Origin of the sequence: Maritalea sp. (assembly GCF_051251695.1) — a bacterium.
Taxonomy (GTDB): Bacteria; Pseudomonadota; Alphaproteobacteria; order Rhizobiales; family Devosiaceae; genus Maritalea.
In genome coordinates, this window is sequence record NZ_JBPOEU010000024.1 from 16,948 (window position 1) to 32,387 (window position 15,440).

A 15,440-nucleotide genomic window follows, 5' to 3' on the forward strand; every position below is an offset into this window, starting at 1 on the left:
CTCCAAATCAACGGTTAAGGCACAGTGACATACCCGCCCGTCCGATGGGATTTGATAGGGCCAGTGGAATGCGAAGTGAAAAACTTTGCTTCAAATTCTTCAATCGAGACAATCAGATTTTACCATTTGCCATGGGCGCAAATATGGATGTTTACAGAATTCCATATTCACAAAATCTCTGACTTATACGGGTAAAGTACTGATTTATAAGATTGTTTTGGCAGGTCGCACAGCCTATTTTAAACGCCAAGTTCATAAGCCCTTTCGGAGCCATCATGTCGGCCACACAAAAAACACTTTCCCATCTTCAAGCGCTTGAAGCAGAGAGTATTGAGATATTTCGCGAAGTTGCATCCAGCTTTGAGCGGCCAGTGATGATGTATTCGATTGGCAAAGATTCCAGCGTATTGCTGCATCTGGCGCGTAAGGCGTTTTTCCCGTCCAGAATTCCATTTCCTTTGCTGCACGTCGATACGACATGGAAGTTCAAGGAAATGATCGCGTTTCGTGATAGGATGGCTGAGCAACATGGTTTTAATCTAATTACCCACACCAATCCCGAGGGTAAAGCGGACAACATCAACCCATTCGATCATGGCTCTTCGCGATACACCGATATCATGAAAACCGTCGCATTGCGGCAGGCGCTGAACGCTGGCCAATATGATGCAGCTATTGGCGGTGCGCGACGGGACGAGGAAAAATCTCGCGCGAAAGAGCGCATCTTTTCACACCGTAATGCCCAGCACGCATGGGACCCGAAAAACCAACGGCCAGAACTTTGGCGCGTGTTCAATACGCGTTTAGCGCCGGGTGAAAGCATGCGGGTCTTCCCGCTGTCCAATTGGACAGAGTTGGATATTTGGACTTACATCTATTCCGAGGGTATCGAAATTCCACCGCTTTATATGGCTAAAAAACGCCCGGTGGTCGAACGCTCTGGCACATTGATCATGGTCGATGATGAGCGCTTGCAGTTGAACGTGGGCGAAGTGCCGCGCGAAGAAATGGTGCGGTTCCGCACGCTTGGCTGCTATCCGCTGACCGGCGCGATAAAATCAGATGCCGCGACATTGCCCGAAATCATTATGGAAATGAACGCATCGACGACTTCCGAACGGGAGGGGCGTTTGATCGACAGCGATCAAGCCGGGTCGATGGAGAAGAAAAAACAAGAAGGATATTTTTGATTATGAGTTCTTCCGAAAATATTCTTAAAAACAATGCATTAGACGTTGATAGTTGGCTTGGCCAACAAACCAACAAAAGCCTTTTGCGGTTTTTGACCTGTGGTTCAGTGGATGACGGCAAATCAACACTGATCGGGCGGTTGCTATATGATAGCCAGCTTATCTTGGATGATCAGCTCGCGGCTTTGCAAAAGGAAAGCCATAACCGCACGACGGGCGACGAAGGCATCGACTTTTCATTGTTGGTAGATGGTTTGACCGCCGAGCGGGAGCAGGGCATCACAATTGACGTTGCCTATCGGTTTTTCACCACCAATAAGCGCAAGTTCATCGTTGCCGATACGCCGGGGCACGAACAATATACCCGCAACATGGCAACCGGTGCTTCCAACGCAGATGTCGCAATTGTATTGATCGATGCACGTAAGGGATTGTTGACCCAAACCCGTCGCCACAGCTTTATTCTGTCGCTAATTGGCGTGAAGCATGTTGTTGCTGTGATCAACAAAATTGATCTTGTTGATTATGACAAAGAGGTCTTTGATCGTATCGAAACTGAATATCGCGAGTTTGCTGGTCAGTTGGGTTTCAAATCACTTGTAACGATTCCCGTCTCTGCGCTAAAAGGCGATAATATTGTCAATAAAAGCGAGGCAATGGATTGGTATCGCGGCCCACAGCTTGTGCCATATCTCGAAGAAATTGATGTCACAGAAGACAAAACGGAGAAACCGTTTCGTTTCCCAGTTCAATGGGTAAACCGTGCCAGCCTTGATTTCCGTGGCTTTTCGGGCACTGTCGCAGGTGGTAGCGTTAAGCCGGGCGATGAAGTGTTGGTTGCAGCTTCGCGCAAGCCTGCAAAAATCACACGAATTGTTACCATGGACGGTGACTTGGATGAAGCGATTGCAGGGCAGGCGGTTACGCTTGTGTTGGACCGTGAAATAGATATTTCACGCGGAGATACTTTGTCCGCACCAGGTGTTGTGCCTGAATATTCAAACCAGTTCCAAGCGCAATTGGTTTGGATGAATGAAGAACAGGCAATTGCTGGCCGTTCCTATTTGATCAAAATAGGCACCCAATTGGTGCCCGCAACCATCACGGACATTAAGTTCAAAACCAACGTCAATAACTTAGAGCAAAGTGCCACAAAACATCTGGACCTGAATGAAGTTGGCACGGTGACCTTTTCAACCGATAAGCCGATTGCTTTCGACCCCTATGGCGAAAATGGCACCACTGGCGGGTTCATCCTGATCGACCGCCTGTCCAACGCGACATTGGCCGCTGGCACAGTAGAGTTCGGATTGAACCGCGCTCAAAATTTGACCTATCAAGATTTCGATGTAAACCGCAAAACCCGTTCAGAAATGAAAGGCCAAACACCAAAAATTGTTTGGTTCACTGGCCTTTCTGGTTCCGGGAAATCAACGGTGGCCAATCTATTAGAAAAGCGCATCGCCGCTGAAGGCAAGCACACCTATATTCTTGACGGTGACAACGTACGTCATGGCCTCAACAAAGACCTTGGTTTTACGGATCAGGACCGTATCGAGAATATTCGTCGCATCGCAGAGGTGGCCAAACTGATGGCCGACGCCGGACTTATCGTGTTGGTGTCGTTTATTTCGCCATTCAAAAACGAACGCAAACTGGCGAGGGAAGTGGCCGGCGACATCGAGTTCATCGAGGCATATGTGAATACACCGATTGAGGTTTGCGCTGAGCGCGATCCAAAGGGCCTTTATGCCCGTGCTAAGAAAGGTGAAATCAAAAATTTCACTGGACTAGATTCACCATTCGAAGCGCCAGAAAATGCCGATATTACGCTCAATACAGCTGAAAAAGAACCAGTTGTATTGGCGAACGAGTTGTATGACTTAATGTTCGAAGGGCACCAATACCGCGCGCTTTAGTCGACTAAGCACATATTTATCTTAAATTGAATTGGGTGGCCATTGGCCACCCCAATCATCCGAAAGGGGCTACTCGACGTATTCTTTGTACGAGGAGAAGACATGATTACCTTTGAAAATGATTTTCGAGCTCTTGTTTTTGGTGCAAACGGTGGAATTGGTTCAGCCATAGTTGAAGAACTTCAGGGCACCCCTGGCTGTACGAATTTGAAATGCGTTGAACGGCAAAAATATCCAAACTTTGACCTGACCAATGAAAGCTCGATCCAAGATCTGGCGGATGAGTTTAAGCAAGAGGGCCTCCAATTTGATTTGATATTTGACGCCACCGGCGCATTGGAAATTGACAATCACCCGCCGGAGCGGTCACTTAAAGAAGTAAACCTGACGAACATGGCAAATCACTTTGCGGTAAACGCTATTGGTCCGGCCTTGCTGTTGAAACATTTTTCGCCGCTCTTGTCGTCTGGGAAGCGAACTATATTTGCAACTTTGGGCGCGCGTGTGGGATCAATTGGTGACAATCAACTTGGCGGTTGGATGAGTTACCGGGCGTCTAAAGCTGCGCTTAATCAAATCGTCAAGACAGCTTCAATTGAACTTTCTCGCACAAGACCTAAAACAGTCTGTGTCAGTGTGCATCCTGGAACCGTTGAAACATCACTGTCCCAGAATTACCAAACTAGACATAAAAAACTTACGCCAGAGGAAGCGGCACGCCAAATTCTAAGAGTGTTGGATAATCTTCAACCACATCACAGCGGACATCAGCTCGCTTATGATGGTTCTATCATTCCACATTGATGTCTGGATGAAAGGTTGTGGCTCCTCAGGTAAGACTCGAACTTACGACAAAGCGATTAACAGTCGCTTGCTCTACCAACTGAGCTACTGAGGATCATCACAACAACCTGATGATCAGGTGAGACGGGGTTTAACTGTTTTGCGCGAGCTTGCCAAGCCCCTTTTTCCAAATTTTTGAACTTTTTTATGTTAGATCAAAAAATTAGTTTTGTGGTGTGCTTAGGGTCAGTAAGTCGCTCATTTTGTTGACGTTCTTAAATGGGTTTTTTGCGTAAATAGGTGTGAAATCCAAATATCCAACATCTAGGCCGTCGAGATAATTGCGGATTGAATTGTTAGGATTTCCATTTCGTGATTGGGCAATGTTTTTAGCTGCATTCAAACGCCAAAGGCTGCATGTCGGGTATTCCTGATCCCTATAGCGGGCAACGATGACATCTCGGTTTTGAAGCATTGGCTTTGCATGATCGCAAAATGTTTGTGGGAATTTGGGGGTGTCTACAGGGGCGATCAGAAGAGCGGTGGAACTGTGCTCTGTGACTATTTTGTTGGCCCACAAATAACCAGCGTAAATGCCGCCCAGCGGTCCTATTTGCGGATCAAACGGGTCCGTGAGCATTTCCAAGCCGGGCATCGCCAATTGGGAAGCAGAATGCCCGACGGACACTGCCATGCCGTCAACTTGAGCGCCGAGTTGGTTTTGCACATGCTGCAAAAGTGTTCGCCCGTTAAATCTGAGCGAGCCTTTATCAACACCACCCAAGCGCACTCCACCGCCGCCAGCCAATATCGTCGCAAATATTTTCATTTGAATTCAATGACAGACAAGGGCTGCTAAATCAATTCGAGCAAAACAGTTTTAAAAAGAGCGTATACGAAATGGCGCCTGAAACGACTCACTTGCCCATTTTTTGCTTCTTTGGGTGGAAGTGACGCCATGGGCTTTGTGAAACCCTACCAGCATGGACGTGGCTTGTGCCGCTTAATCGGAGAAAGCGTTACTGCCTTGGGAAGATTGCGCGCAGTTCAAACAAGACCCAATAGGGCGCGTAGGATTTTACTTTTGTAACCGGTGGATGTATTCGGGACAAAATGCATGCATACGTGCAGGGTAGCATTGATTTAATAGGGAAATTTAGATTATTTGGAGGCCACGCCCGGAATCGAACCGGGGTACACGGATTTGCAATCCGCTGCGTCACCACTCCGCCACGTGGCCTCAATGAGTTGCGTTGCTATACCAAACACAAAGCTGTTTCAAGCAATTGTTGGGTACTAAATTTGTAAAGAGGCGATCTGAGGAAAAAAAACCTGCAATTTTGAATTTTCCCTCGCTTGCATATCGCCAAATAGAAAGTTATTGAACGTCATAAGGTGCAACACCTAAAGGAACGTGAAATGGACTTTCAGCGCGCGCGCACAGCAATGGTGGACTGCCAAGTTCGCCCAAACTCAGTTACTGATTTTGAAATCATTCAAATCATGGGCGAAATTCCCCGCGAGAATTTTGTTCCTGCTGATTTGCGAGCGTTAGCCTATTTGGACGAACATTTATCGCTTAGCGCAAATCGCATGATGCTTTCGCCAATGCGTGTGGCGCAAATGATCCAACTTGCGGATATTCAAAAAACGGATGTGGTTTTGGATGTTGCTTGTGGCAGTGGTTATTCCGCCGCAATTATGGCTGGGCTTGCAAGTTCGGTTGTGGCCATTGATGATGACGAAACGTTAGTAGCCACTGCAAATGAAGTGCTTGCTGATTTGGATATCGGAAATGTTGCGGTCATGCAGAGCGCTTTGAACGCAGGGTTCGCGAAAGAGGGGCCATATGACGTTATTTTCGTTGAAGGGTCAGTCGATTTCGTTTCGGATGAGCTTAAACAGCAACTCGCAATGGGTGGACGGATTGTATGTGTGGAGCCACTAGACGGTGTAGACACAGCAATCCTATACACAAAATCGGAAGGCGGACTGTCTCGACGTGAAGCTTTCAATGCTTCTGTGCCACATTTGTCACCTTTCACAAAGCAGTCAGAATTCACATTATAGGTTTATTTACCAAGCGGACTTGAAACACTCCAGTCGAACACCAAATGGGTGTAGGTTGGTGTTGCGTTCGCGACACAATCAGGTACTTATGCGCAAGTTAACGAAAAGTTAATTTTCTTTTCTATGTGTTTTTATGCATATTGTGAACGCTTGGAATTGTTCGGGGTTAAGAGTAGTGTTTTTGAAAAAAAGTTTGATCGCAGCAGCGGCGGTGTCGTTGGCTATGAGCGGCATTGCGAGTGCTGAAAGCCTAACGAATGCCTTGGCAAAGGCCTACACGAACAATCCGGCGATGGCGGCCGCGTTGATTAGTGTTAAGTTAGCGTCTGAAGATATTGTTTTGCGCAAGTCGGGAATGCGGCCTCAGGTCAACCTTTCCGCCACAACACAATATAGCTGGGCAAATTTGGGTGGAACAAGTAGCAGTTCAACTTCGACGAGCGTCAACCTGCAATACAATCAAAGGCTTTTTGACGGCCTTAAAACAAATGCTCAAATTGACCAAGCCCGCGCTCTGGCTAATGCGGCTACACATGGGTTACGTAACACTGAGCAAAACGTTCTTCTCGCAGCCGCGACGGCCTATATGGATGTTGTGCGCGATACAAACCTTGCAAGTCTGCGCGCCGACAATGTGAAGTTCCTGCGCGCTCAAGTTTCATCGGCTCGAAATCGTCTAGATGTTGGCGAGGGGACGAAGATTGACGTCGCTCAGGCCGAGGCGCGATTGGCCCAATCCGTTGCGAGTTACAAATCTGCCGTGAATTCGCTGCGCAGCGCCCAGGCATCCTATGTGCGGTGGATGGGAACGAAGCCTAGCGGCCTGAATTCTAACTTCAAATTTGGCAAAGCGTTGCCGCGATCCTTAAATGCAGCGCTAAATTCTGCCAAGGCAAATCACCCGGCCGTTAAAACGGCTCAGGCGCAAGTGGAAGCAGCAAGTTACAACACAGACGCCGCTTTGCGCGCATTTGGTCCAACAATAGACCTTATTGGTTCAATTTGTGCGATTGACTGTGGTGGCGGCCTTGCTGCACGCGGATCATCTGGTTCCATTCGTTTGACCTTAGCAATTCCGATATATCAAGGTGGGGCACTTGGAGCTTCTGCACGTAAGGCGAACCTTAGCCATATCCGCGCAGAAGTAGACGCGCGTGACACTGTGAACCAAGTGGAAGAGTCAGTTGTTTCTGCCTGGGGCGGGCTTCAAACGTCCATTGCATTAATTGAATCAGCAAACGCATCAGTTCGCTCGGGTCAGATCGCACTTGATGGTGTGATTGAAGAGAGAAATGTTGGACAGCGTACAACGCTTGATGTGCTTAATGCGCGTGCTGAATTGACGGGCGCAAAAGAAGCGCTTTATACCGCGCAACGCAATAAGGTCGTGGCGGCGTTCTCACTTGTTTCAGCAACCGGAAAATTGGATGCAGCTTCGCTTCACCTGCCTGTGTCGATCCAGTCTGCGGACGGGTATCGGGCAAATGTTGAAGACATTTGGGGTGAACTTCGCGATCAAACCAACTAACTGGTGGAAAACGCGGATTTGTCGTCCGACTGGACTAACACGATCAATTTGCGCACAATAAGCTTAACTAGTGCGAATCGCATCGTGTTTTTTGATGCAAAGTTGCTTCGCACAACTGTGAGGCAAAGATGAATCAACCAGCGTCTAAAGACCCATCAATGGATGAAATTCTGTCGTCTATTCGACAGATAATCGCTGATGATGAGCCGGCTGCAAGTGAGCCTCCGGCGGCGGAACAGGTGCAACCAGCTGCTGCGCTGCAAGCTGAAGCGGTAGTTCAAGAACCAGAAGTTGCAGAACCAGCGCAAATGGCGGAGCCAGCGCCAGTAGCAGCTCCAACTCCTGTTGAAGCCGCTCCTGCAGAAGAGATGCCGCTTGCTCTAAGCCAAGATCAAATGATCGAACCCACGCCAATGCCTTCTGCGCCGGAACCTGCACAAATGGCAGAGCCAGCTCCGTTGCCTACGCCAGCGCTAGTAGATTCGGTTGCTCCCGCTGCGCCAGTTGAGGAAATGCCTCTGGCTTTGAGCCAAGATCAGATGATTGACTCTGTACCCATTGATGCCATGGCGGACGTTGCTGACGACGCCGGGTTGATGCGCGCTGCGCCAGACCCTCAAGAATTTGCCAACGAATTTGGCGCGGATGTATCTGAGGATGTCGGATTGGTCGTGCCAGACGATATTGCTTTCATCAGCGATAGCGATGATGAAGAAGCCGAAGCGACAGTTGATAATACCGATATTGAATCTACCGATTTAGATGATCTGGATGGGTTGATTGGGAATGTTGATCTAGCAACATTAGATCCCGTACATCCTGCTGAAGCACCTGACATCGGGCATGCAGCGACGTTTGATCCAGAGCCAGTTGACGAACCACAAAGCCCGCTGCCAGACAAATCACTAACCACGGAAATGAGTGATGAGCTTTTGGAGCCTGCAACTCAGGCCGCCGCGAAAAGCGCCTTTGGACAGTTGGATGCACTAACGCTTATGGGGGGCAGTGGACAAACGGTTGAAGACCTCATCCGTGAAATGCTCCGTCCAATGCTAAAAGGTTGGTTGGATGAAAACTTGCCTGGCGTGGTCGAAAAATTGGTTCAACGTGAAATAGAACGTGTCTCGCGCGGCAACAAATAGCCAATTTGGTCGAATTTTGATCGCGCGCTGTTGACAGCGCGCGTCCCCTTGGCTTTACACCTAGATTGAATGTTTTTCAGCTGCGGGCAGTCCTTGTTGCCGTGGCGGACAAAGGCTATGCACATGATTGATAAAAGCTACGACCCCAAAGAGGTCGAAAACCGGATTTACGAAGGCTGGCAGAGCGAAAACTTGTTCGCTGCAGGCGCGGGCGCAAAAGAGGGCGCTGAGAGTTACACCATCGCCATGCCGCCGCCAAATGTCACCGGTGATTTGCATGTTGGTCATGCCCTTACATTTACCATTCAAGATTTGCTGGCGCGGTTTGAACGCATGCGCGGCAAGAATGTTCTTTGGCAACCCGGCACCGACCATGCGGGTATTGCGACGCAAATGATTGTCGAACGGCAATTGATGGAAAATCAATTGCCAGGGCGTCGGGAGCTTGGTCGCGAGAAGTTCTTGGAAAAAGTCTGGGAATGGAAAGAAAAAAGCGGCAACACCATCGTCTCTCAGCAAAAACGCTTGGGTTCTTCGGCTGATTGGTCGCGCCAGCGGTTCACTATGGACGACGGCATGTCTGATGCTGTTCTCAAGGTGTTTGTGCAGTTGCATAAAGAAGGGCTGATTTATAAGGACAAGCGACTTGTAAACTGGCACCCAGTCTTACAAACAGCTGTTTCTGACCTCGAAGTTGAGAACATCGAGATCAACGGCCATATGTGGCATTTGCGCTACCCAATTGAGGGTAGTGACGAAACAATCACCGTTGCAACAACGCGACCAGAAACAATGCTTGGGGACACAGCTGTTGCTGTGCATCCTGAAGATGAGCGATACACCCACCTTGTTGGCAAAATGGTGATCCTTCCACTTACCGGACGCAAGATCCCAATCGTCACCGATGAGCATGCTGACCCAGAGCAGGGATCAGGCGCGGTTAAGATTACACCAGCGCACGACTTCAACGATTTTGAAGTTGGTAAGCGTAACAATCTTGAAAAGATCAATATCTTCACATCTGATGCCAAAATCAACGACGAAGCGCCCGAAGCCTATCGCGGCATGGACCGGTTTGATGCGCGCAAGCAAATCGTAAAAGATCTTGATGCCCTTGGCGTGCTTGTTGAAATCGAAGACAAAATGATTTCGGTTCCGCATGACGAAAAGTCCAAACTTGTCGTTATAGAGCCATATCTGACCGATCAATGGTATGTTGACGCTGTAACGCTGGCAAAACCTGCTCTTGCGGCGGTTAAAGAAGGCCGGACCAAATTTGTCCCTAAGAGTTGGGAAAATACTTATTACGCTTGGATGGAGAACCTTCAACCATGGTGTATTTCGCGCCAATTGTGGTGGGGTCACCAAATTCCAGCATGGTATGGCCCTGATGGCAAAGTGTTTGTTGAACACAGCGAAGAAGATGCGCAAGCCGCTGCGGATGACCATTATGGCGCGCCCACTACAATCACTCGCGATGAAGACGTACTGGATACGTGGTTCTCGTCTGCACTTTGGCCATTTTCTACATTAGGTTGGCCTGAAAAGACAAAAGAACTCGAAACCTATTACCAGACCAACACATTGGTGACCGGGTTCGACATTATCTTCTTCTGGGTTGCCAGAATGATGATGTTTGGTCTTCATTTCATGGACGAAGAGCCATTTGAAAACGTTTATGTTCACGCGCTTGTTCGCGATGAAAACGGACAGAAAATGTCGAAAACCAAGGGCAATGTAATTGACCCATTGGTACTGTTCGACGAATACGGAACCGACGCAACTCGCTTTACGCTTGCCGCGATGGCTGCGCAGGGTCGAGATATTCGCCTGTCATTATCTCGTGTTGAAGGCTACCGAAATTTTGTCACAAAAATTTGGAATGCTGCCCGCTTCCTGGAAATGAATGAGTGCGTTCGTGTTGAGGGTTTTGATCCCAAATCGGTCAACTCTGCCCTTAATAAGTGGATTTTGAGCCGCACGGCAAAAGCTGTGGCCGACGTCGAGAAATCAATTGAAACTTTCCGTTTCAATGAGTCTGCAAATGCGGCTTATGATTTTGTTTGGGGCACTTTCTGCGATTGGTTCGTGGAGCTGGCCAAGCCCGTATTCAACGGCGACGATGAAGCGCTGAAAGCTGAAACACGGGCAACGGCTGCGTTTGCCCTTGATCAGATTTTGGCATTATTGCACCCGTTTATGCCGTTTGTGACCGAAGAGCTTTGGGCTCAAACTGCACATCAGGGTCCAAAACGTGAAAAACAGCTGATTATTTCTGAGTGGCCACAATTGGCTGCGCTCGTTGACGAAGAAGCTGAGCAGGAGTTGGGTTGGCTGATCGACCTAATTTCCGGTATTCGTTCCGTTCGCGTGGAAATGAATGTACCCGCAAGCATTAAAGCACCACTAGTGGTGGTTGGTGCAAACGACAAAACAAAGTTGCATCTTGATAGCCAAGCGGCGATGGTCAAACGCCTTGCACGCATCGAAGATATTTCGTTTGCGGATGCTGTGCCTGATGAAGCTGCGCAGTTGGTGCTGAACGAGGCGACATATTGTTTGCCCCTTTCAGGTATCATCGACATTTCCGCAGAAAAAGAGCGGTTGGGCAAAGACTTAGCCAAGTTGGATAAGGAAATTGATGGGGTTGATAGAAAGCTCAGCAACGAGCAGTTTATTTCCAAAGCCCCTGAAAGCGTCGTGAACGATCAAAAACAACGTCGCGATGATGCAATTGCAAAGAAAGAACGCGTTGAGGCTGCGCTAGCGCGCCTCGGTTGATCTAAATTGTTATAAATTTGCAACAGTTCGCAACAATTCACCCAAACGTGATTGGCGGCCACATTATGACGATGTGGTCGCCATTTTTTTAACCCATTGCATATGCATAACCACGATAACAGCGGCATTGGCGGATGGCGCGCTGCACTCAAGCAAACGAGTCGCACAGCGAACCGTACGTCTTGCCCCAATTGTGCCTTGCATCAGGTGGTTGGCAACGTAAAACAGGTCAACGGTTTAACGCCAATGATGCTTGGAAGGAATAAACAGTGGACGAGAACAACATCGACAAGAAAAATCTACCTAGTCGACATGTAACCGAAGGGCCTTCGCGGGCACCGCACCGGTCGTATTATTACGCAATGGGATTGACTGGCGGGCAAATTCACCAGCCGTTCGTCGGTGTTGCGACCTGTTGGAACGAAGCAGCGCCGTGCAATATTGCTTTGGCGCACCAAGCCCAGTTCGTGAAAAAGGGTGTTGCCGCAGCGCACGGTACACCGCGTGAGTTTACGACGATCACTGTGACAGACGGCATTGCCATGGGTCACCAAGGCATGAAGTCGTCATTGGTGTCGCGTGACGTGATTACCGATTCTGTCGAACTGACAATGCGCGGCCACAGCTATGATGCACTTGTTGGCCTAGCTGGTTGCGACAAATCTCTTCCCGGCATGATGATGGCAATGGTTCGCCTAAATGTGCCGTCCGTGTTCCTTTATGGCGGCTCAATCTTGCCAGGTACCTTCAAAGGCAACCCAGTTACAGTTCAAGATGTTTTCGAAGCCGTTGGTAAGCACTCTGTTGGCGACTTTTCTGACGAGGACTTGGAAGAACTAGAACGCGTGGCTTGTCCTTCTTCCGGAGCATGTGGTGCGCAGTTTACGGCGAACACCATGGCGACAGTTTCTGAAGCTATTGGTTTGGCGCTTCCATATTCTGCTGGTGCGCCAGCACCTTACGAAATTCGTGACCAGTTCTGTTACACTGCCGGTGAGCAGGTAATGGAACTGATCAAGAAAAATATTCGTCCCCGTGATATCGTTACGCGCAAGGCGCTTGAAAATGCGGCGACTGTTGTTGCTGCTTCTGGCGGTTCAACAAATGCTGCATTGCACTTGCCAGCTATTGCGAACGAAGCGGGCATCGATTTTGATCTGTTTGATGTTGCTGAAATTTTCAAAAAAACACCATACATTGCTGACTTGAAACCAGGTGGTCGCTATGTGGCCAAAGACATGTTTGAAGCAGGCGGCATTCCGCAGCTGATGAAAACATTGCTCGATAATGGCTTTATGCACGGCGACTGCATGACGGTAACTGGCCGTACAATTGCTGAAAATCTTGAAAAAGTTAAGTGGAACGACAAGCAAGATGTTGTTTGGCCTGCGGATAAACCAATCACCAAAACAGGTGGTGTTGTTGGTTTGCGTGGCAATCTCGCACCTGAGGGCGCGATTGTTAAAGTTGCCGGCATGAGCAAATTGGAATTTACAGGCCCAGCGCGTTGCTTTGATAGTGAAGAAGAGTGCTTTAAAGCCGTTTCCAAACGCGATTATAAAGAAGGCGAAGTGCTTGTTATCCGTTACGAAGGACCAAAAGGCGGTCCAGGTATGCGCGAAATGTTGGCAACAACTGCGGCGCTTTACGGCCAAGGCATGGGCGACAAGCTTGCTTTGATCACTGATGGCCGTTTTTCCGGCGCAACCCGTGGGTTCTGTATTGGTCACGTTGGCCCAGAAGCTGCGATCGGTGGCCCGATTGCGTTGTTGAATGATGGCGACATGATCACCATCAATGCGAATACGGGCGAGATTTCAGTCGATCTTTCTGACGAAGAACTGAGCGCCCGAAAACATAAATGGCAGCCTCGCGAAACCAATTTTGGTTCCGGTGTCATTTGGAAATATGCCCAAGGCGTTGGGTCTGCGCGTTATGGCGCACTGACTCATCCCGGCGCAAAGGGCGAGAAGGAGTGTTATGCGGACATCTAGCATTCGTATTGCCGTCGGTTTTGTTGCCTTTATGTTGGCATTGCCGTTAGCAGGTGGTGTCAACGCACAGGACAATACTGACATTTCCTCTTTTTTCGGGGAAAACGATGCAGAAGTGTCTAACGAAAACCTGTTGGCAGCCTTGGAAGAGGCTGCCGAAGCAGGGCAACCCATCGCGCTTTGGCGATTGGGGACAATGTATGAAAATGGGGAAGGGGTGCGGCAAGACCGTGCCCGGGCCTTCCTCTATTTCCGCGAATTAGCAGATGGCCACGCGGATACACCGCCAAAATCGGTTGGTGCGGATATTATTGCGCAAAGTTTCCTCAAAGTCGGCGAATATTACCGCGAAGGCGTGCCTGACGCCGGGGTAGAAGCTGACAATATGCTTTCGCGCAAATTATGGCTGCACGCAGCATCCTATTTTGGCGATGCTGACGCCCAGTTTAGAGTGGGTCAGCTCTATCTCGACGAAAATGAGTTTGGCTATTCGCCGCTGCAAAGCGCTCGTTGGCTGTCCCTTGCATCGAGAAAAGGCCACCCAGCTGCCCAGGCAACGTTGGGTGACTTGATGTTTAACGGCGAAGGTATTGAAGCCGATCCAGTTGAAGGTTTAATGTGGCTAACGCTTGCTGACCGTCATGCAGGCGGCACCGAGGACGAGCACTGGATTGCAGAACTACACGAACGCGCCGTTTCTGTGGCGACGCCCGAAGAACGGCAAAGAGCGATTAGCGCGGCGGACGGTATTGGCGCTCGATTTGGTGGATAGTTTCCGCTAAAAGTCGAAATGTCCAACAACTGGCACATGATCCGAGGGCTTTTCTCGGCCACGCATATCTTTATGCACTTCAACGCTTTGCAACCTATCTGTGGCTTGGGGCGAACACATCAAATGGTCGATCCGAATGCCATTATTCTTGCGCCATGCACCGGCCTGAAAATCCCAAAATGTAAAAGCTTGCTCTGAATCTGTCGCTCTTAGCGCATCGGTCATTCCCAATGCAGCCAACGCGCGGAAACGTTCAAGGCTTTCGGGGCGATAAAGCGCATCACCCCACCATGCATCATGGTCATGGGTGTCAAGCGGCTCGGGGATTATGTTGTAATCTCCGGTCACTATAAGCGGTTCTTCAAGTGTTAGACGATCTTTGGTCCACTCGATTAACCGGTCCATCCACGCAAGTTTATAAGGAAACTTGTCGGTATCGACAGGGTTTCCGTTTGGCAAATAAATCCCAGCAATTCGAACTGGGCCGTCTGGCCGAGAAATCACGCATTCGATAAAACGTGCTTGTTCGTCACTATCATCGCCGGGTAGACCGCGATTGACCTCCTCGAACGGATGTAAAGAGAGAAGTGCCACGCCGTTGAAACTCTTTTGTCCATGCGTTTCCACATTGTAGCCAAGGTCTTCGAAAACTTCGCGCGGAAAATTCTCGTCGATACTTTTTATTTCTTGCAAACAGACAATATCTGGCTTGTTTTCCTTCAACCAATACTCGACTTCGTTAAGTCGTGCCTTAATGCCATTTATGTTCCAGGTCGCTACTTGCATGTTTGAAGGGCACTTTCGTCCACCGAGTCAGGTTGGCCCATGCTAACGCGTGAGCCATGGCGCAACAATATAAATTTAAACTGAAAAGCTTGTTCCGCAGCCGCATGATGCAACAGCGTTCGGGTTGTTGATTTGAAAGCTCTGTCCGATCAAATCATTGACGAAATCGATTTCAGAACCCTGCATAAATTCAAGGCTCAATGAATCGATTAGTACCGTTGCTTTGTCGTGGCCCAGCACGAGGTCGTCGTCGGTCGGCGTTTCTTGAACAAGGTTATATTCATATTGGAAACCTGAACAACCACCGCCAGAAACAGCCACTCGAAGGACAGTGCCCGGTTTTTGTTTCGTCAAAATCGCCTCAATCCGGGTCAACGCATTGTCGGTTACAGTGACTTTTTCAGCTACTGGTGCAATATCTGACATACTAATTTCCTATTTCTTACGCCAAACGGCGTTTTCAAAAGCCTTGCTT

At 49.0% G+C, this 15,440-nt stretch carries 12 protein-coding genes and 2 tRNA genes; 9 read left to right on the top strand and 5 right to left on the bottom strand.

The window, feature by feature from the left end; genetic code table 11:
- Positions 1 to 275: 275 nt before the first annotated feature.
- The 3 genes from cysD to ACSHWX_RS13985 all read left to right on the top strand — a co-directional run bounded on the left by cysD (position 276) and on the right by ACSHWX_RS13985 (position 3,913).
- The gene (cysD, locus tag ACSHWX_RS13975) at positions 276 to 1,190 is read left to right on the top strand and encodes a sulfate adenylyltransferase subunit CysD (RefSeq protein ID WP_435668843.1); all 915 of its coding nucleotides are present in this window, start codon (positions 276 to 278) and stop codon (positions 1,188 to 1,190) included.
- A gap of 2 nt (positions 1,191 to 1,192) precedes the next feature.
- Positions 1,193 to 3,109 (top strand): sulfate adenylyltransferase subunit CysN, encoded by a 1,917-nt coding sequence (cysN, locus tag ACSHWX_RS13980; protein ID WP_435668844.1) that lies wholly within the window; start codon positions 1,193 to 1,195, stop codon positions 3,107 to 3,109.
- A gap of 102 nt (positions 3,110 to 3,211) precedes the next feature.
- On the top strand, positions 3,212 to 3,913 hold the full coding sequence (locus ACSHWX_RS13985) for an SDR family NAD(P)-dependent oxidoreductase (protein ID WP_435668845.1): 702 nt from the start codon (positions 3,212 to 3,214) through the stop codon (positions 3,911 to 3,913).
- Positions 3,914 to 3,931: 18 nt separating this feature from the next.
- Here ACSHWX_RS13985 and ACSHWX_RS13990 read toward each other — a convergent pair.
- The 3 genes from ACSHWX_RS13990 to ACSHWX_RS14000 form a co-directional block, all read right to left on the bottom strand.
- Positions 3,932 to 4,007: transfer RNA gene (locus ACSHWX_RS13990), tRNA-Asn, on the bottom strand.
- 108 nt (positions 4,008 to 4,115) lie between these two features.
- Positions 4,116 to 4,721 carry a molybdenum cofactor guanylyltransferase gene (locus ACSHWX_RS13995; protein WP_435668846.1) on the bottom strand — a complete coding sequence of 202 codons (606 nt, stop codon included), beginning with the start codon at positions 4,719 to 4,721 and terminating at the stop codon, positions 4,116 to 4,118.
- 337 nt (positions 4,722 to 5,058) lie between these two features.
- Positions 5,059 to 5,132 (bottom strand) — tRNA-Cys (locus tag ACSHWX_RS14000).
- A 179-nt stretch (positions 5,133 to 5,311) separates the two neighbouring features.
- On the opposite strand from ACSHWX_RS14000, the gene ACSHWX_RS14005 reads away from it, so the two are divergent.
- From ACSHWX_RS14005 to ACSHWX_RS14030, 6 genes are all read left to right on the top strand, one after another.
- Entirely contained in the window at positions 5,312 to 5,962 is a 651-nt protein-coding gene (locus tag ACSHWX_RS14005) for a protein-L-isoaspartate O-methyltransferase family protein (RefSeq protein WP_435668847.1), read from the top strand.
- A 181-nt stretch (positions 5,963 to 6,143) separates the two neighbouring features.
- The gene (locus tag ACSHWX_RS14010) at positions 6,144 to 7,490 is read left to right on the top strand and encodes a TolC family outer membrane protein (protein ID WP_435668848.1); all 1,347 of its coding nucleotides are present in this window, start codon (positions 6,144 to 6,146) and stop codon (positions 7,488 to 7,490) included.
- Between the two features lie 128 nt (positions 7,491 to 7,618).
- On the top strand, positions 7,619 to 8,632 hold the full coding sequence (locus ACSHWX_RS14015) for a DUF2497 domain-containing protein (RefSeq protein ID WP_435668849.1): 1,014 nt from the start codon (positions 7,619 to 7,621) through the stop codon (positions 8,630 to 8,632).
- A gap of 123 nt (positions 8,633 to 8,755) precedes the next feature.
- Positions 8,756 to 11,413 carry a valine--tRNA ligase gene (locus tag ACSHWX_RS14020; RefSeq protein ID WP_435668850.1) on the top strand — a complete coding sequence of 886 codons (2,658 nt, stop codon included), beginning with the start codon at positions 8,756 to 8,758 and terminating at the stop codon, positions 11,411 to 11,413.
- A gap of 269 nt (positions 11,414 to 11,682) precedes the next feature.
- Positions 11,683 to 13,407 (top strand): dihydroxy-acid dehydratase, encoded by a 1,725-nt coding sequence (ilvD, locus tag ACSHWX_RS14025; protein WP_435668851.1) that lies wholly within the window; start codon positions 11,683 to 11,685, stop codon positions 13,405 to 13,407.
- Positions 13,394 to 14,179, top strand: a complete 786-nt coding sequence (locus tag ACSHWX_RS14030) for a tetratricopeptide repeat protein (protein ID WP_435668852.1) — start codon at positions 13,394 to 13,396, stop codon at positions 14,177 to 14,179. The genes ilvD and ACSHWX_RS14030 overlap by 14 nt, the downstream gene beginning before the upstream one ends.
- A gap of 6 nt (positions 14,180 to 14,185) precedes the next feature.
- Here the strand turns inward: ACSHWX_RS14030 and xth are convergent, their stop codons facing one another.
- The gene (xth, locus tag ACSHWX_RS14035; protein WP_435668853.1) at positions 14,186 to 14,965 is read right to left on the bottom strand and encodes an exodeoxyribonuclease III; all 780 of its coding nucleotides are present in this window, start codon (positions 14,963 to 14,965) and stop codon (positions 14,186 to 14,188) included.
- A 75-nt stretch (positions 14,966 to 15,040) separates the two neighbouring features.
- Positions 15,041 to 15,391, bottom strand: a complete 351-nt coding sequence (locus tag ACSHWX_RS14040) for a HesB/IscA family protein (RefSeq protein WP_435668854.1) — start codon at positions 15,389 to 15,391, stop codon at positions 15,041 to 15,043.
- Positions 15,392 to 15,440 lie beyond the last annotated feature (49 nt).